Origin of the sequence: Patiriisocius hiemis (assembly GCF_031846325.1) — a bacterium.
In the GTDB taxonomy this organism is placed as follows: Bacteria; Bacteroidota; Bacteroidia; order Flavobacteriales; family Flavobacteriaceae; genus Patiriisocius_A; species Patiriisocius_A hiemis.
Map to the genome: position 1 here is coordinate 15216 of NZ_JAVRHZ010000004.1, position 18373 is coordinate 33588.

18 protein-coding genes are annotated in these 18373 nt (G+C 35.1%); 5 read left to right on the forward strand and 13 right to left on the reverse strand.

What is annotated here, in order from left to right; translation table 11 throughout:
* Nucleotides 1-107: 107 nt before the first annotated feature.
* The 9 genes from ccoG to RM538_RS07945 form a co-directional block, all read right to left on the reverse strand.
* Complete coding sequence (gene ccoG / locus RM538_RS07905) at nucleotides 108-1529, reverse strand: cytochrome c oxidase accessory protein CcoG (RefSeq protein ID WP_311332878.1); 1422 nt, start codon at nucleotides 1527-1529, stop codon at nucleotides 108-110.
* Nucleotides 1529-1906: a group III truncated hemoglobin gene (locus tag RM538_RS07910; RefSeq protein ID WP_311332879.1), complete on the reverse strand. Its 378-nt coding sequence runs from the start codon at nucleotides 1904-1906 to the stop codon at nucleotides 1529-1531. The genes ccoG and RM538_RS07910 overlap by 1 nt, the downstream gene beginning before the upstream one ends.
* Nucleotides 1903-2205, reverse strand: coding sequence for a cupin domain-containing protein (locus RM538_RS07915; protein WP_311332880.1), 303 nt, complete (start codon nucleotides 2203-2205; stop codon nucleotides 1903-1905). Before RM538_RS07915 ends, RM538_RS07910 begins: the two co-directional genes overlap by 4 nt.
* 50 nt (nucleotides 2206-2255) lie before the next feature.
* Complete coding sequence (locus tag RM538_RS07920; protein ID WP_311332881.1) at nucleotides 2256-3242, reverse strand: cbb3-type cytochrome c oxidase N-terminal domain-containing protein; 987 nt, start codon at nucleotides 3240-3242, stop codon at nucleotides 2256-2258.
* Entirely contained in the window at nucleotides 3239-3436 is a 198-nt protein-coding gene (locus RM538_RS07925; RefSeq protein ID WP_311332882.1) for a CcoQ/FixQ family Cbb3-type cytochrome c oxidase assembly chaperone, read from the reverse strand. Before RM538_RS07925 ends, RM538_RS07920 begins: the two co-directional genes overlap by 4 nt.
* 3 nt (nucleotides 3437-3439) lie before the next feature.
* Nucleotides 3440-5650, reverse strand: coding sequence for a cytochrome-c oxidase, cbb3-type subunit I (ccoN, locus tag RM538_RS07930; RefSeq protein WP_311332883.1), 2211 nt, complete (start codon nucleotides 5648-5650; stop codon nucleotides 3440-3442).
* 3 nt (nucleotides 5651-5653) lie between these two features.
* Nucleotides 5654-5863 carry a cbb3-type cytochrome oxidase assembly protein CcoS gene (gene ccoS / locus RM538_RS07935; RefSeq protein WP_311332884.1) on the reverse strand — a complete coding sequence of 70 codons (210 nt, stop codon included), beginning with the start codon at nucleotides 5861-5863 and terminating at the stop codon, nucleotides 5654-5656.
* 89 nt (nucleotides 5864-5952) lie between these two features.
* Complete coding sequence (locus RM538_RS07940; protein WP_311332885.1) at nucleotides 5953-6105, reverse strand: hypothetical protein; 153 nt, start codon at nucleotides 6103-6105, stop codon at nucleotides 5953-5955.
* A gap of 83 nt (nucleotides 6106-6188) precedes the next feature.
* A complete protein-coding gene (locus RM538_RS07945) occupies nucleotides 6189-8603 on the reverse strand; it encodes a heavy metal translocating P-type ATPase (RefSeq protein ID WP_311332886.1) in 2415 nt (804 codons plus the stop codon).
* A 445-nt stretch (nucleotides 8604-9048) separates the two neighbouring features.
* Here RM538_RS07945 and RM538_RS07950 point away from each other — a divergent pair, with 445 nt between their 5' ends.
* Nucleotides 9049-9702: a Crp/Fnr family transcriptional regulator gene (locus RM538_RS07950; RefSeq protein WP_311332887.1), complete on the forward strand. Its 654-nt coding sequence runs from the start codon at nucleotides 9049-9051 to the stop codon at nucleotides 9700-9702.
* Nucleotides 9703-9708: 6 nt separating this feature from the next.
* On the opposite strand, the gene RM538_RS07955 is transcribed toward RM538_RS07950, so the two are convergent.
* Nucleotides 9709-10545 carry a universal stress protein gene (locus RM538_RS07955; RefSeq protein WP_311332888.1) on the reverse strand — a complete coding sequence of 279 codons (837 nt, stop codon included), beginning with the start codon at nucleotides 10543-10545 and terminating at the stop codon, nucleotides 9709-9711.
* A 352-nt stretch (nucleotides 10546-10897) separates the two neighbouring features.
* Between RM538_RS07955 and RM538_RS07960 the strand changes: the two genes are divergently transcribed.
* The 3 genes from RM538_RS07960 to RM538_RS07970 are packed head-to-tail and all read left to right on the forward strand — an operon-like array spanning nucleotide 10898 to nucleotide 14335.
* The gene (locus RM538_RS07960; RefSeq protein ID WP_311332889.1) at nucleotides 10898-12028 is read left to right on the forward strand and encodes an FIST signal transduction protein; all 1131 of its coding nucleotides are present in this window, start codon (nucleotides 10898-10900) and stop codon (nucleotides 12026-12028) included.
* A complete protein-coding gene (locus RM538_RS07965) occupies nucleotides 12025-13770 on the forward strand; it encodes a response regulator (protein WP_311332890.1) in 1746 nt (581 codons plus the stop codon). The genes RM538_RS07960 and RM538_RS07965 overlap by 4 nt, the downstream gene beginning before the upstream one ends.
* Before the next feature lie 49 nt (nucleotides 13771-13819).
* Nucleotides 13820-14335 (forward strand): adenine phosphoribosyltransferase, encoded by a 516-nt coding sequence (locus RM538_RS07970; protein ID WP_311332891.1) that lies wholly within the window; start codon nucleotides 13820-13822, stop codon nucleotides 14333-14335.
* Here RM538_RS07970 and RM538_RS07975 read toward each other — a convergent pair.
* From RM538_RS07975 to RM538_RS07985, 3 genes are all read right to left on the reverse strand, one after another.
* Nucleotides 14332-14484, reverse strand: coding sequence for an SsrA-binding protein (locus tag RM538_RS07975; protein ID WP_311332892.1), 153 nt, complete (start codon nucleotides 14482-14484; stop codon nucleotides 14332-14334). The genes RM538_RS07970 and RM538_RS07975 overlap by 4 nt on opposite strands.
* Before the next feature lie 69 nt (nucleotides 14485-14553).
* The gene (locus RM538_RS07980; protein WP_311332893.1) at nucleotides 14554-16551 is read right to left on the reverse strand and encodes a M56 family metallopeptidase; all 1998 of its coding nucleotides are present in this window, start codon (nucleotides 16549-16551) and stop codon (nucleotides 14554-14556) included.
* Nucleotides 16552-16556: 5 nt separating this feature from the next.
* Nucleotides 16557-16910: a BlaI/MecI/CopY family transcriptional regulator gene (locus RM538_RS07985; RefSeq protein ID WP_311332894.1), complete on the reverse strand. Its 354-nt coding sequence runs from the start codon at nucleotides 16908-16910 to the stop codon at nucleotides 16557-16559.
* A 203-nt stretch (nucleotides 16911-17113) separates the two neighbouring features.
* On the opposite strand from RM538_RS07985, the gene RM538_RS07990 reads away from it, so the two are divergent.
* A complete protein-coding gene (locus RM538_RS07990) occupies nucleotides 17114-18064 on the forward strand; it encodes a calcium/sodium antiporter (RefSeq protein WP_311332895.1) in 951 nt (316 codons plus the stop codon).
* Nucleotides 18065-18373: the final 309 nt, after the last annotated feature.

An 18373-nucleotide genomic window follows, 5' to 3' on the forward strand; every position in this document is an offset into this window, starting at 1 on the left:
TTCTTTGAGCTTTTCAATCATAATCCTGGCTTGGCACGTGTGGTTTTTTCCGGATTTCCCTTTTTTGCAATCTCCGCAACAGTATTTATTATCTTTTTTCATACTTTTCATTTATAGCTTCTCGGTCCAAGAAATGCCGTGGTTGTAGTCTCAATCACATCGCTACCACTTAGTACTTCAATTGTAACTCTGTCTTTATCTCCAGTAAGTGCACTAGCATTGATTTCTATGAATAGTGTTCCTTCGGCAAGTCCTTTTTCTGGCACGCTGAAGGTGTCGTGTGATACGACCTTGATGGTTCCCTTATGCGATTTTAATCTGAAGGTTACATCCTCGATTTCATCTACTGTTTTGTTCACCAGTTTATAGGTGTACACATTGCTTATGATGTTGTCTGCCTTACGTTCATATAATTGTCCGGGTAATCGTAGTACGCGTGCTTCTACATCATTACGTAAAAACAACATTCCTATCAAAACTGCTATTAATATACTCAAGACGACAGAGTAGCCCTTAAGACGTGGAGAAAACTCAAATTTCCTTTTCTTCTCGATATTCTCTTCACTAGTATAACGTATCAAGCCCTTAGGCAGATTTACTGCTTCCATCATACTATCACAGGCATCGATACAGGCAGTACAGTTTACACATTCTAATTGCGTGCCATTGCGTATGTCAATTCCAGTAGGGCAGACATGGACACATTGAAAGCAGTCAATACAATCTCCCTTGCCCGTTGCGGCACGGTCCTCGCTTTTTTTAAAACGGGCACGACCCTTTTCCTTCTCGCCACGTTTATGGTCGTATGCCACCACAATAGATTTGTTATCCAGTAATACACCTTGCAATCGTCCATAAGGGCAGGCGATGATGCATACCTGCTCCCTGAACCACGCAAATATAAAGTAGAATACCCCTGTAAAGATGAGCAGCGATATCAAAGTACTTATGTGCTTTGATGGGCCATTTGTGATGTAGCGAATCAACTGGTCACTACCAATTAGATATGCTAAAAATACATTTGCAATTAAAAACGAAATAATGAAAAAAATCGTCCATTTTAATGTACGTTTTTTAATCTTCTCTGCATTCCACGGCATTTTATCAAGTCTGATTTGTTTTCCACGGTCACCCTCTATCAAGTACTCGATACGGCGAAAAACCATTTCCAAAAAAATGGTCTGTGGGCACATCCACCCACAAAAAATTCGACCAAATGCTACTGTAAAAAAAATGACGAAAACCACTCCAATAATCATCATTATTACAAACAAATGAAAATCCTGTGGCCAAAAGGGTGCACCAAATATGTTAAAACGTCGCTCCAAAACATTGAACATCAAGAACTGATTGCCTTTGATTTTAATAAATGGTGCACTAAACAAAAAGGCTAGTAGGACATAGCTCACATACTTACGGTAGGTATACCACTTGCCATATGGCTTTTTGGGATAAACCCACGCGCGCTTTCCTTCTTCATTGAGAGTGCCTATGGTATCTCTAAAATTATCTCTGCCCTGTTCTGCCATTAGTTTTTGTAATTCTTAATTTTATGAAGCATTAACCCAGCGATATTTTTACCACGCTGTTGTGCTTCTTTTGCTATATTCCCTTTAAAATGTTCGTCGATAGTAGCATTCCACAACTTAAGCCATTTGTCAAAATGTGTTTGATTCATTTCAGTCTTTCTACTCAATTGAATATGGGCTACCATGGGGTTACCCTTGAAACTTCTTTTATCGAGAAGAACAGTTTCCCAAAAACTATACATTTTTGGTAAATGTATTATCCAATCTACAGCAGCAACATTGTTGAATATGTAACCAATAGTATTATCTACTCTTACCTTATCGTAAAAGCTATTGACCAAAAGTTCTATATCTTCTCTATTCCTAATATCATTCATTTATTTTCATTTAAAAACAAGAGAAATATGGCATCGTTCCAAGCTACTACGCTGTGTTTTACGTTGATTGGAATATCGTAACTTTCATAGCAGGCATAGCGTCTGCTTTCGGTTTCTGTATTAAAATCTATTTCTCCTTGTACTACAAGTATTTTTGCTTTACAGAGTGCAACATGCTCTTCTAGTTCTACGCCACGTGCTAAACCGATAGCCATAATCTTTGTTCCGTTCTCATCATGAATTTTTTTGATTACAGGCTGGTCGCTTATTTTTAAATTTTCAGCTACTTCTGTTATCATCTCTCAACAATTTTATCCCGAAAACTCTCAGGACAGATTCTTATTTTCAATTAGTTATTAAGTTCTTCTACCACATTACCAGTTACTGGTTGGTCTTCTATAATAACCTGTATTTTAGTACTATCGATTACGTTTACTTCAACTTCTTCAACAGGTGCATCTGGGTCTAGCCATATTTCGCCTTCGGGTGGTTTTCCATCTGGTGGATTGCTTCCATGTAGGCTTAGTACATAACTGGCTACTTGTGCCATTTCAGATGGTTTTAGTTCAGCTCTCCAAGAGATCATACCCTTTCCAGGGCGTCCACCCTCAGAAATGGTCTTAAATACATTCTTGATACCACCACCTAAAATCCAGTGGTCATCGGTCAGGTTGGGACCTATACCACCCGCACCCGTTACCTTATGACAAGCAGCGCAGTTTCCTTCAAAAATACTCTTCCCTGAATTTAGGTCGCTTACTTCAGTAAGTAGTTGTACGGTATTTACATCGACCAAATCTTTGGCTGTTTTCTTATATTCTTCAATATCAATTTGTGCTTGTGCCACAGCTGCTTTGTATTCATCTTCCTGTGAGTAATCCTTAAATACCTCAAAGCGTACAAGATAAATTACGGCAAAAACAATGGTAGCATAAAACCCATATACCCACCATGGTGGTAGTTTGTTGTCTAACTCATGGATACCATCGTAGTTATGGTCCATAATGATTTCCCCTTCCTGCTCAATGGGTTTTCCACCCACGAGTTTTTTGTAGGTTTTCTTGACCCATTTAAGCTGATTTGCTTTTGCAAAAGCACGTTCTTCGTCATATTTTGTTTTTGCTTCTGGTTTTAAGGTTCGGTAAAGCATACCCTCGAGCGCTCCTATGCTTATTTCTCCGGCAATGTAAAACAGCATTATGATTCCTAAAACTGCCCAGAGCCAAGGCTGCTCGATAAATATGGATTCTTCTCCGGTTGTACCCACATAGTCAAGAAAAAAATAGCTAAAAAAACTAAAACTGATAATTCTTAAAAAAGATGCTTTACTTCTCATAGTTCAAAAGGGTATTGGTTAGTGTTTTCATGTTCTAGCGGTATATTGCTCACTTCCTTGATATGTGTTTTTTTGGCAGTAAAAACCCACCAGAACAGCGCCACAAAAAAAATGAAGAAGATGAGTAGGGAAATGATAGGATAGATTTCTACCCCATCAATGTTTTCAAGAGTGCCTTTTACAAATTTTAACATAGCTTATTCATTAAGATTTATTTCATTTTCGTTATCATCCTGGGGTTGTACCTTGATATCGGTACCAAGTCTTTGTAAGTAGGCGATAAGTGCCACGACCTCACGATTGCGCATTTCAACAAAATCCTCTCCATTCTCTTGTGCATATTTCTTGTCTGCTTCGTAGGTTTTAGCAAAGTCTGGGTCTGAATAAAGATTTTTCTCTATTTGTGTTCCTTGCTCATCCATCCATTGTTGTGATCGTTCTATCTCCTCCATTGTGTAGGGAACACCAAGGGTTACCATTGCTTCCATTTTATCTCTGGTCTGTGACTTGTCTAACTTGTTATTGATGAGCCATTTATAGGATGGCATAATAGAACCTGAAGATGTGCTCTGCGGATCGTAAAAGTGGTTTAGATGCCAGTTATCACTATATTTTTGTCCTACTCTATGCAAGTCAGGACCAGTGCGTTTACTACCCCATAAGAAAGGGTGGTCGTACACATATTCCCCTGCTTTTGAATATTCTCCATAACGTTCTACCTCACTACGGAAAGGCCGAACCATTTGTGAGTGACAACTCACACAACCTTCACGAATGTAAATATCCCGACCTTCCAGTTCCAAAGGTGTATATGGTTTGACACTAGATATTACTGGTACATAATCATCTACAATTAATGAAGGTATGATTTGGACCATTCCGCCTATCAAAATAGCAACGGTCGCATATATAGTAAGTCTTACGGGACGACGCTCCAGCCAAGTGTGCCAGCCCTCTTTAACAGTTCTCTTTTTAGTCACTCGTGTGAGTGGTGCAGCTTCTGCAAGTTCATCGGTTACCTTACTTCCAGAGCGAGCTGTTTTATAAGCATTGTATACCCCTATACAAGCACCTATAATGTAGAGAGTTCCACCAATAGCTCGCATCCAATACATTGGGATGATTTCGCTAACGGTCTCTAAGAAGTTACCGTATACCAAGGTTCCATCTGGATTGAATTGTTTCCACATAAAGGCTTGTACAAATCCAGCAACGTACATAGGCAAAGCGTACATAATAATACCGAGTGTACCTATCCAGAAGTGTACATTTGCCAGTTTGTTTGACCATAGCTTTGTCTTAAACAATTTTGGCACCAGCCAGTACACCATACCGAAGGTTAAGAATCCGTTCCAAGCCAATGCACCTACGTGAACATGTGCAATTATCCAGTCAGTAAAGTGAGCGATAGCATTTACGTTTTTAAGCGAAAGCATTGGCCCTTCAAAGGTTGCCATTCCATAGCCAGTAATTGCTACTACCATGAATTTTAAAACTGGGTCTGTTCTTACTTTATCCCAAGCTCCGCGAAGTGTCAATAATCCGTTTATCATTCCACCCCAAGAAGGAGCAATTAGCATTACGGAAAATGCAACTCCAAGACTTTGCGCCCAGCCAGGTAGTGCTGTGTACAGCAAGTGGTGCGGTCCCGCCCATATATAGATAAAAATCAATGACCAGAAATGGATGATGGACAATCGATAAGAATAGACGGGTCTGTTGGCCGCTTTTGGCACAAAGTAATACATTAGCCCCAAGAATGGTGTTGTTAAGAAAAATGCCACAGCATTATGCCCGTACCACCATTGTACCAATGCATCCTGAACTCCTGCATAAGCAGAATAACTTTTAAGAGCGCTGATAGGCAGCTCCATACTATTAAAGATATGCAATACTGCTACAGTAACAAATGTGGCAATATAAAACCATATAGCTACGTATAAATGACGCTGTCTTCTCTTCAATATCGTACCAATAAGGTTAGCACCAAAAGCTACCCAAACCAAAGCAATGGCAATATCAAACGGCCATTCCAATTCTGCATATTCTTTGGTGGTAGTATATCCTAGAGGAAGTGTAATCGCTGCTCCAACAATAATGAGCTGCCAACCCCAAAAATTAAAGTTGCTCAACCAGTCCTTCCACATCCTAGCCTTAAGAAGTCGCTGAGAAGAATAATAGACTCCTGCAAATATCGCATTCCCTACAAAGGCAAAGATTACCGCATTTGTATGCAATGGTCGCAATCGACCGAAACTTAACCAGGAAATACCGTCGGTCAAGTTGGGGAACAAAAACATAAATGCGAGTAAAAGTCCCACACTCATCCCTATGATACCCCAGAATAGTGTTGCAATTACAAACTTGCGAACGATTTTATTATCGTAATAAAACTTTTCTAATTCCATAATTTATACGTGTTGTTCTTGATTTTCTGTTGATTGGTTTTTTCTTTGTTTCTTAGTCTTCTTTTCGGTAACGAGTTCATCATCAAAAAGCATTCGAACCGATGGGGTGTACACATCATCATATTGTCCTTTCTTTACAGAAACCACAAAGGCGATAAAGAAGCCCACGGCCACAACCAAACTTATTGCAAGAAGCATATAGATGATACTCATACCTATTTGAATTACGGTGTAAAATTATTAAGGTGCATTTGCTTAAAAGATGACTTTTGTCAGTTTGAAAAAATAATTTTTATAGTCCCTCAAACCATTAAATACAATCCTATAACTCCTACTGTTCTATGTGCTTCAACAAGAGTATCGTCTTTACCAAAATCAATTTGATTACATAATCTTTCGAGCGATTGTAGTTTTAGTTTTAGATGTTTATACTCACTTATTAAATAATCATTCATCAGAAGACAATTTGAGCATTCGCTCAATTCATATTTCTTTTTCAACTGAACAAAAAGCTGTGCTATCTGATTGATTTCCTTTTTCATTTTAATTCAATTTTAGTTTTCATATTTTTTCCAATAATATATGTGCAAATGGTGGTAAATACCACAATACTAATCGAGCTCAACGGCATTAAAATGGCTGCAACTACAGGTGCAAGATTTCCCGTGACGGCAAATCCCAAACCAATAAGATTATAGAATAGCGAGAACATAAAAGCGTATTTTATAATGCCAATACTCTTTCGCGAAAGCGTCATAAACTCATTTAATTGTTCTAATTTGCTGGCATCAATAATGCCATCGCAAGCGGGCGAGAATACATTGACGTCCTCTGATACGGCAATACCCACGTTGCTCTGGGCGAGTGCACCAGCATCATTCAATCCATCGCCTACCATCATCACCTTTCTGCCCTGTTGTTGAAGGTTTTTTATAAAGTTGAGCTTGTCATCTGGCTTTTGATTAAATTTCAATAGAGAAGAATCTGGCAACTGACTTTTTAAGAATTCTCGTTCTCCATCATTATCACCAGATAGCACGACCAATTGGGCTGTTTTACCAATTTCATAAAACAACTTCTGCATACCGTCACGATAGTTGTTGTAGAATATGTAGCAGCCCTTGTATACATCATTAGTACTAATGTGCACTTGGGTATTTGAAGTTGTGGCGACTTGAGTATCGTGCCCTACAAAATTTTGACTTCCTATTTTTATGCTGGTCTCGCCATAAGTTCCTGTGATACCCTTACCAGTTTCTTCTTGAAAATCGTCGAGCGGATAGATGCCGTTATCCTGCAATAACTCATATAGGGCTCGGCTCAATGGGTGATTAGAGGCTCGTAAGGTGCTTTTGAGAATTTTTTGTTCATTTTCACTAAGTGTGATGCCTTCGTAGGTAATCAGATTTTTACTGTGGGTCGTTAGCGTTCCGGTTTTGTCAAAAACCACGGTGTCGATTTGTGCCATTTGCTCAATGACGCTACTTTCTTTTAGGTATAATTTCTTCTTACCGAAAATGCGAAGCATATTGCCTAAGGTAAAGGGTGCGGCTAGAGCAATGGCACAAGGACAGGCCACAATTAAAACCGCCGTGAACACATTAAAGGCTATACTGATATCTATAAACAACCATATCAAAGTTGATACAATAGCAATGGCCAGAATTATAATGGTAAACCGTTTGCTTATCTGGTCTGTAAGGTTTTCAAAGGTGGTGGCCTTATTTTTACTGAAGACTTCATTGTTCCAAAGTTGCGTGAGGTAGGATTGCTCAACAGCCTTGGTCACTTCGACCTCTATGATGCCCGACTTCTGTTTTCCTCCAGCAAAAATCTTGTCACCAGATGTTTTGGAAACCGGTGCGGCTTCACCAGTTACAAAGCTGTAATCGATTAACGCATCTCCCTTTATTAAAATTCCGTCTGTAGGTATCAGCTCATTGTTACGGATGAGGATTCTGTTTCCAGGTTTTAAATCGTAAACAGGGATTTGTACTTCTTTGGTTTTCGCCTTCACGGAAGCATTGTCGTTTTTGATTAACTGTGTAACAGCAATAGGGAAGTAGGATTTATAGTCTCTTTCAAAAGATAGAAATGAATACGTTTTTTGTTGAAAGAACTTACCTAACAATAGGAAAAATACCAAGCCAGTAAGACTATCAAAAAATCCGGTACCCCAATCCATTACAATATCCAACGTAGAGCGTACAAACAATACCGAAATACCAATCGAAATAGGTACATCTATATTTAAAATTCCAGACCGTAGGCCTTTTGAGGCTGATATAAAATAATCTCTTCCCGAATAAAAAACCACAGGAACGGCAAAGGCAAACATCAACCAACGAAATAGGTGCTTAAACTGATCCAGCCAGAATTCGCTAACTTCAAAATATTCAGGAAAAGACAGGAACATTATGTTGCCAAATGCAAAACCTGCAACGCCTAATTTGTAAATAAGGCTTCGGTTAATTTTCTTTTCTTTCTTGTTGAAGTCTTCAAGTGAGATATTGGGCTCATAGCCTATTCTGCTGAGCAGCAACACCAATTCCTTCAGATTTATTTCATCGGCATTATAAGTAATCCTAACTGATTTCTGTGGAAAGTTGACTTGCGCATTATTTACAGCGGGATGCAATTTGTGTAGATTTTCAAGTACCCAAATACAAGAACTACAATGAATATTTGGAATAACAAATGATACAACATGTATGTCCTGCTCGTCAAACTCCAATAGCTGGGTGATAATGGATTTGTTATCCAGAAAATCAAACCGTCCCTCAATTTTTAAAGGCGTCTTTCCAGGTGTGGCCTGTAAGTCGTAATAATATGTGAGGTCATTCTCGTTGAGAATGTCGAATACCATTTTACAACCATTACAACAGAAATACTTTTCTTGATGCTCGATGGTGGTATCACGGCAAGGGTCGCCACAGTGATAACAGTTTTTCATAATTTGCTCTATACCTGAGGCAAAGTTGGTAAGATTGGTCTTTAAAAAAGATGACTTTTGTCAGTTCGACTTAAATTCTTGTTATGAATTTTGGTCAAAATTTGGTATTTTGAAAAGAAAAAAATTATGAAACCTTCAGCAGTAAATTTACTGGATTAAACGACACTTATATTACTAACTCTAGCCTTTGCTTAAATAAACTCCCCTTTTAGTTGAGTGTTCTATGTTACTTGCTTAGAACAAGGTTTAATTGTATGTACTGTTTGTAAAATATTGAAGATGGGCACAAAACCTGTAAAACTTTCAAGGGTTTTTATGAAGGTAGGACGAATTTAGGAAGTTAGATTAATTATCATAAAATACGGATTGAATAAAAAATCTGTTAATTTTACAATCTATGAATGAACATTCAAATTCGCGGTGTGAAAATTGTATCATTAGGCAAATGAATAGTTTTAAAGCTTTAAGAAAAGAGGAGCTAAAACAAATGTCTGATAATAAAAAGACCAAAATAATCAAGAAAGGGGATGTCATTTTTAAAGAGGGCGAGCGATTGAGTGGTGTATTCTGTGTACGTAATGGTATTTCCAAGTTGTCAAAGATGAGTGACAATGGCCGTGATCAAATTGTAAAACTTGCCCAGAAGGGTGAGGTCCTTGGGCAACGATCTGTTATTGCTTCTGAAACCGCTAACCTTAGTGCTACAGCCCTTGAGGATATGGAAGTTTGTTTTATCCCGAAAAATCATATAGAAGAACCGTTACAAACCAATCCTGTTTTTACCAACGCAGTTCTAAAGCACATGGCTCAAGATTTAAAATACGCGGACGATATTATAGTTAATATGGCTCAAAAAACAGTACGCCAACGCCTCGCTGAGGTACTGATGTATCTGGAAGATAATTTTGGATTGGATGGAGAAGGTTATCTCTACCTTCAACTTTCACGAGCAGATATTGCCGATGTGGTTGGTACTGCTACTGAATTGCTGATAAGGACCTTAACCAAGTTCAAAAAAGAAAGTCTTGTTTCCACCTCTGGAAAACGTATAAAAATTGAAGATAAAAAAGCCCTCTACAATATTGTGGAAGGCTTATAGTAAATTCTACTGCATTTTAACAGTCAATACTGGAAGTGATGAATGGTTTACAATGTCTTCACTTATGCTTCCATTAAAGAAATGGGATAATCCCTTTCTGCCATGTGTTGGTATGGCAATTATGTCAACACCAGACAATGACGCAAAATTAAAAACCCCTTGTTCTACTGTATAGTCTGCAACACGATTTACTGTCTTAATTGCATTTACTGGATTGGGATGATTCACCTTATTAAAGAAACCTAAGAGCTTCTCGTCCATTTTCTTGGTACTTATGAATTGGTCATTAGGTAGATTGACATAAAGTAATTCTATCTTTACACTCAAAAGCGTGGCGATCTCAATAATTTTGTAATATGCGGAAATAGCCTCTTCATCAAAGTTGCTTGCAAAAATCAAGCGTTTTGGCGCAAAAATGAGGTCGTTTTCTTTTATTATAAGTACTGGAGTTTCTGAACTACGTACCACCTTTTCGGCGTTACTACCTTTAAAAATTTCTTTTAAGCCACTACTGCCACGAGAACCCATTACAATAAGTGATGCATTAATTTCCTGAGCAAAATTGTTAATACTGGTAAAATCCAACTTCTTTTGTAGCAAAGGTTCTACCAGAATATCATTTAAGAAAGGCTGCTCCAATAATTCTGAATACTTTTTTTCTGCAAGTTTGGTATGATAAACAGTTTCCTCAAGGGTGTTAGTTTTAGTTAACAATCTTTCTTCAATTCCGGCCATATGCGTAAGTACAATTTTTGCAGAAATTCGTTTAGCTATTGTTGCACCTATTTCTAAAGCTTTGCTACTTGTGCTTGTGAAATCTATAGGGATTAAAATGGTTTTCATAGTGCTTGTTTTTAAATTTTACCACAAATCTATAAGTAGAAAAATTTAAAAAAGATGATTTATGTCAGCCCTATTATTTTCCAATTTGTTTTTAAACCTAAGAGCTTTAAGTATATTGTTTAATGAATATTTAATTTTAATCTATAAAGCGCATCAATTACCGTTTAAAAACTATCAATTCACTATATTTATAACGTAAAAATCATAAATAATTGATTATTAATAATTTATAAGTTTGTTTTTTAGTAGTAAATATCTTACTTTACGATTTATTATTTTACTCATATACTTATTCATTTCGTAATAAGTATTTCCGCAAGTTTCTATCCCCATAGTTTGCAACATTATTGTTATGGAGGTAGTACAACAAACATTAATAGAAAGTTCTTGGCACAGTCAGTTAGAAAAATTGACCATGGAGCCATCTATTATCCTTTTATTTATATCTCCTCTATTTCCTGATAAAGAAGAAGTTCTTACTTATTTAACCAAGAAATTTCCAAAGGCATCAATTACTGGTTGCTCTACAGCTGGAGAAATATCTAATGTTTCTGTAACAGACAGAACAATATCATTTACAGCAATTAAATTCAATAAAATCACTCATAAGAAGGTTGCTGTTCCTCTAAATAAAATTGAAAACTCTTTTAAAAGTGGTGTTAACTTAGGAAATAAACTCCTTCATAAGGATTTAAAACATATTCTTTTGTTTAGCGATGGCTTAAACGTTAATGGTGCAGACTTAATTTCTGGATTAAAATCTGTTATTAATTCAACAAGCGTAACAGGAGGATTGGCTGCAGATGGTCCAGATTTTAAAAAGACTTTTGTTGTAAATAATAATAAACTTCAAGAAAAAACTATTGTAGGTATTGGATTGTATGGTGATTCCTTAAAAGTTGGGTTTGGATCTAAAGGGGGTTGGGATAGTTTTGGTATTGAGCGTTTAGTCACTAAATCTGAAAAGAATATACTTTTTGAACTTGACCACACTCCAGCCCTTGATGTATACAAATCTTATTTGGGTGATAAGGCTAAAGACCTTCCTTCTTCGGGATTATTGTTTCCACTAAGCATGCGTACAACTATTAACAAAGAACCTATAGTAAGAACAATATTAAGTGTTGATGAAAAAAATAAGAGTTTAACTTTTGCAGGTAATATCCCAAAAGGTGCCTATGTAAGATTAATGAAGGCTAATGTTGATAGACTAATAAATGGAGCTGAAACCTCTGCTGAAATTGCAAATAAATCGAATAATTATACTCCTGCATTAGCTATACTAATTAGTTGTGTAGGAAGAAGGCTTGTTCTTAAACAGCTTGTAGAAGAAGAAATAGAATCTGTTAGAGATGTCTTAGGAAGTGAAACTAAGATAACAGGGTTTTATTCCTATGGAGAGATTGCTCCTTTTGGAGAGTTTTCAGCATGTGAGCTCCATAATCAAACAATGACAATAACTACTTTAACTGAAGAGGTATGAGAAGTAAAGAGATACATAGATTGCTAAAAAGGCAATTAGCAAAGACTAATGACGAAAAGGTTACTTGTAGTGATAGTGCTACTGGCTTATTAGACCAGGTTAATGAAGCATATCATAGTTTTGATAAAGATATTCTACATCTAGAAAATATACTAGAACAAAGCTCTAAAGAGCTTTTTAAAGCCAATCAAGCCTTAAAACAGGAAGTAGATTTTTCACTTACTAGGCTTGAGTACATAGTAAAAAACATTAAGGGTGTTTTATTTCAATTAGATAAGGACGGGCGCTTTATTTATTTAAGTCCTGCTTGGAAGGATTTAACAGGTCTTTCAGTACTAAAATCATTAAACGCAAAGTATTCTTCATTTTTGGTTGGTGATAATGAGTCTGAAAAGAAAAAAATTGAACGTTTATTTAACTTAAAAAAGAAAAATAAACAAACTGTCTTAAAATTTATAAATCAAAATGAAGAAATAAAGTATATAGAAGTTTCTATTGCTCATAGATATGATGACGGCGGGAAAAGTATTGGAAGCATAGGAACTTTTACAGATGTCACTAAACTAAAGGAAACACAATTAAAATTAAAAAGAGCCAATAAGGCAAAGAATGAATTTATGGCAAAAATGTCTCATGATATGAGAACGCCATTAAACTCATTGATTGGTTTGTCTAATCTCTTGTTAATGGAGCCACATCTTAAAGAGCAAGAAGAAAGTTTAAATGCTTTATTGTTTTCTGCGAAGCATTTATTAGACCTTATAGATGGAATATTAGATTTTAATAAAATAGAGGCCAAAAATATAAACTTCGAGAAAAAGGAGTTTAGTCTAAACTATTTATTAGAAATCTTTAGAAGAAACTTCCAATTTCAAGCTCATGAGAAAAATATTGACTTTCAAATAAATAAAATTGGCGTTATCCCCAACATGGTAATTGGAGATAGTATTCGTTTATCTCAAATAATAAATAACTTACTTAGCAACGCTTTAAAATTCACCAATCAAGGTAAGATAGGGATTAATGTATCTCAAGTTTCAAGTACTCATAATAAATCAATAATTCGTTTTCAAGTTTTTGATACTGGGATTGGAATTGCAAAAGAAGAACAACGCAAGATTTTTAAGAAATTTAAGCAAGGTGCTAGTTCTAAAACAGATTTGAATCCTGGTGCTGGTCTTGGACTTTCTATATGTAAAGAGTTACTCAAACTTCAAGGAAGTACTCTAAAAGTGATTAGTGAGCTTGGTGAAGGAGCTGTGTTTCAATTTGATTTAGAATATACCACTAGGCATTCTCACTTAGCAAGCAAAAAAGCAGAAACCCCTCAAGTAGATTATTCAAACTTAAAAACCAATATTCTTGTCGTAGAAGACAACAAGCTTAATGTTTTTGTTTTAAGTAATTTTTTAAAGAAATGGGGCGCTAATTTTGAAGTTGTTGAAAATGGATTAGAAGCTGTCAAAGAAGTTTCTAATAATAATTACGATGTAGTGTTGATGGATTTAGAGATGCCGGTAATGAACGGGTACCAAGCAACAAAAAAAATACGTTTAATGTCAGACATAGATAAACGCGAAACTCCAATAATAGCTTTAACAGCTTCAGCATCAAATAAAGTTAAAAATGATGCTATAAAGGCAGGTGTAGATGAGTTTTTAACAAAACCCTTTAATCCCGAAGAGTTGTATCATATTTTAAAACAACATGAGCCAGTATACTTCTCTAAAGATATTATTTGATTTTTACAGAAATACTTTTATTGTAAGCTAGTATGACTTATTTTTAAAGATGCTAAACCTTGAAAATTACATTCGAGATATTCCTGATTTCCCAAAACATGGAGTTGTTTTTAAAGATATTACTCCCTTGTTAGCAAATAAAGAAGCTTTGGTTAGCTGCACAACTGCCTTACTTAACTTAACTGAAAATCAAAAAATTGATAAAGTAGTAGGGATAGAAAGCAGAGGATTCTTTTTTGCTACTTCACTTGCCCAGCATTTAAATGCCGGTTTTGTCCCTATTAGAAAGCCAGGAAAACTACCTTTTGAAACGTTAAAACAACCCTACACCTTAGAATATGGTATGGATGCATTAGAAATACATGAAGATGCTATCTCAAAAGGGGATAAGGTATTACTACATGATGATGTGCTAGCTACTGGTGGTACAGCAAGTGCCGCTTGTAAACTTATTGAAAAACTTGGAGGTGAAATTGTACAATGTAATTTTTTAATTGAGTTAGAGTTTCTAAAAGGAGCTAGTAAGTTGAGAAAATATGATGTAAGATCATTACTTACATATTAATCTAATGCATTTTTAGTAACCCATAATCGATATCCAAATAATACTTTTTGAAGTTTAGTAAGTTTTGCTATATCAACTCCTTTTTTGGTTAAGCTAGGTAAAATTGCTTTGTTGATTTTTGCTAACATTTTAAAAAATTGCTTCTTCATTCTATAAAAATACAAATAAAAAATGCCTGTATATTAATACAGGCATTCTGATTACAGATTTTAAAAAGGCTAATCTATTTCAAGTAGTATAGTTTCAATGGGCTCTCCATCATCACTACTAACACTAGTGCTGGATTTACTTCCTTTCCCATTCTTAATGTCAACTTTAATTCCAGTTATTTCGCCATTACTATTACGCTTAACTCTCTTGTAATTAAAGGTAACTCCCTTAGCAGCTAGATTTTTTTTCATTTTAGCTAAAGTTGCATCTGTTGTGTTTTTGTCTATTACAATAGCGTGATCACTATTTTTTGTAATTATTTCAATTACCCCATTCTTTCCTTTAGCACCATATTTTTTATCTGCTTTTTTTCCTTTTAAAACAGTTACAGATGCAATATCATTAGGGCTAATTTCTTCAATTTCAATTTCTGTTTCGTCTCCATCTATTATAATATATGGATCTGTATTAGAGTCGTCACTTCTTACAATTGCGATTTTACGTTTTTTGCCGTCTCTTCCACTCTCTCTAACCTTTGCTCTTGCTGTAGTATATTTTTCTCTAATAACTTTTCTTTCTTCATTCATCTCCTTTCTTCTTTCTTTCATTTTTTCACGTTTTTCTGAAACCTCCGCTCTTTTTCCTTCTAGCATTCTTCTTCTTTCAACAAATCGTTTCTCAATCTTTTCTAGATTGCCTAACAAAACATCTCCACTATCATTCATCACAAAATGAAAATCATCAATACCTTCATTGTCATCACTATTTATATGATAATTGCCACTTTTGCCATTACCATCATATTCTAAATGAATAGAAGTAATTTCATTTTTGCTATTTCGCTCTACATCATAATTCATATTTATATCATGTTCTTTTTTAAGCTGTGCCTTTAGTTTATCTAACTCTGCATTGGTTGTGTTTTTTGTAACCTTAAATTTTATTTCATTAATAGTCACTTTAGTAGGGGCTGTTATTTTTTTCAGGCTACTATTTTTTTCAGGCTTTTTAGCTATAACTTCTGTTACTGTGGTATTTTTTCTTTCTTCTGAAGAAGTACTATTAGATACCATCTCTTTATAAGGAGTTACTGTTGCTCCATTAGCAATATCTAAAACTACTGAAGGTGCTTCTACAGTTGGCTTATTTTCTGAAGTGCTTTTGATTTCAGAAATTGTTTCAGAAGGAATATACTCTATCACCTCTTTTACATTAAAACTAAATAGAAAAATAGCTAGTAATGGAAGAATGATTAACAACTTCCAATTGTTCTTGGGGTTTGATTTACTCTTGTTTAACATAATGATTCGTTTTTTTAAAAATGATTGATAAAAATTATTTGTGAGTGCTGGTACAGGTAAGGAGGAAGATGCTCTTACAAGTGCCAGTTGATATTCTTTTCTAGAATTTACTTGCTGTGCTGTTTCGTTATCTGCAATGTATTCAAGATTAGTTTCAATGCTTTTTTTGTATAGCCATGAGAAGGGGTTTATCCATTGTATTGCCCTAGTAATATGGACTAGTAAAATATCTATACTATGCCATTGTCTAGCATGAATTTGCTCATGTGCTAGTATCATCTCTAACTCTTTAGAGTTATGTAGTTTAGGGTTATAAACTATATAGTTAAAAAAAGAAAAAGGCGCTGTATTATCATCTATTTTTACAAATGTAAAACGGCCCTTTTTAATCTTTTTGTTAGTATTGATTAGCTTGAAGAGGGATACTAGCTGGACTACTATTTTAATAAACATGAATAAAAACCCTAAAGCGTAAACTGTTACAGCTATTATAAGCCAATCTATCACTACTACCTCTTGAGATGTTTTTATTTCTTCAATAGGTTGCTCAATTAGTACAAATGCAGAATCATCTAGTGGTAATGCTTCAATGTATGTTGTATAACTAAATGTAAGAAACGGAAGAGTAATAGCTGCTATAACTCCGCCAATTAAAAAGTGTCTATTTGCTTTAAAGTTTACATCCCTTTGTAATATGGTGTTATAGACTAAATAAAACAAAGCAAGAATCCCAGCCGATTTTAAAACGTATAATAGTATTTCCATAACCTTTACTTGTTTTCTATTATTTCTAAAATTTCGCGGAGCTCTTTTGCACTAATTTTCTCTTCTTTGGCAAAAAATGAAACCATGCTTTTATAGCTATTGTCAAAATATCGCTGGGTTGCTTGATTCATAAATTGTTTAGTATACGCCTCTTTACTAACTATTGGAAAATACTGATGCGTTTTGCCAAAAGCTTGATGTGAAACATATCCTTTTTCTTCTAAGTTTCTTACAATAGTTGAAACTGTGTTATAATGATTTTCATTTGGTAGAATGCTAACTATCTCTTTAACAAAGGCCTTTTCAAGCTTCCAGAGCGCTTGCATTACCTCTTCTTCCTTATTTGTTAATTGTTCCATGTTTACTTCCTTTTATGAGAATCTTTTTTATAAAATTGCTTTGTCATAGCAAACGTATAACTATTTTTATAGTTTCACAACTATTTTTGTAGTTATATAACTTGTTCTTTAGTTATTTATTGTCTTTTTGTTGATAGAATTCACGTTTCTCTATTCTGAAATCGTAAATCAAATGCCTATCTTCGTGCAACTAAATTTTATACATGAGCGTTGTTTTTATTCTATTAGGATTAACACTATTAGTAGTAGGAGGAGAGTTTTTGGTAAGAGCTTCAGTTGCATTATCTTTTAAGTTGAAGCTCTCTAAAATGGTTATAGGGCTCACAGTTGTTTCTTTTGCAACTTCGGCTCCAGAACTATTAGTAAGTGTAAATGCTGCACTAGATGGTTTTAGTGATATTTCTTTAGGAAATGTGATAGGGTCTAATGTCGCTAATATTGGACTTGTGTTAGGGGTAACAGCTATTATTGCTCCACTAGCAATAGATAAGGACTTTTATAAATTTAATTGGCCTGTGATGATGCTGCTTTCTATAGCATTGTATTTTCTATTAAGTTCGGGAAACCAGTTGGATAGGCTAGAAGGTGTTGGTCTTATTGTAATTCTTATAATTTATTTAGTTTTATTAATTGCTAGGGCTAGAAAACAAAGTAGAAGAGGGGTAACCGAAACTGTAGATGATTCATTATCAAAAGTTACTTCTGTAAAAATTATTATTTGGTTAGTTATCGGTGGTGTTGCGCTTTGGGGTGGTAGTGAGCTACTCGTAAAAGGAGCTGTAGATTTAGCAACAAGCATGGGAGTTAGTGAACGTGTTATCGCGGTTACTATGATTGCAGTAGGGACTAGTGTGCCTGAGTTGGCTGCTTCGGTAATAGCTGCATTAAAAAAAGAAAAGGCATTATCACTAGGAAACTTAATAGGCTCTAATATTTTTAATATTGCTTCTGTTTTAGGTATTACTGCAATTATACAACCTATTGATGTTAATAGCCCAGAAGTCTTGTCTAGCGATATTTTTTGGATGATTGGCTTTGCAGCTGTTTTAATTCCACTTGCATTTCTTCCTAAACGATTTGAGATTAATCGCATTAAAGGATTACTTATTGTAGTCGCATACTGTATTTTTATAAGTATGGCTTTTATTCAGTAGTAAGTCCCAGTCTAAGTTCACAATTGCAGTTAACAGTTTTGGTATTATTAGTTACAATTAAAACCCTATTTTCTAATCACCCAGTTATCCAATTGCCTAACTCCAATCGTTCATATTCTAATAGCGTAGCGAGTCCATTTTCTATGTTCTTAAAACTAAGCTATTCAAGTTTTTCTTCTTCTCTTTTTTTTAGAATTTGATTTTTGAGTAAAAAAAGGGGGTTATTAACACAAAAACCTAATTTATTGATAACTTAACATAAAAAAACAGGGGGTGCAAATTAAAATAGCATACTTTTGTGCTTTAAAT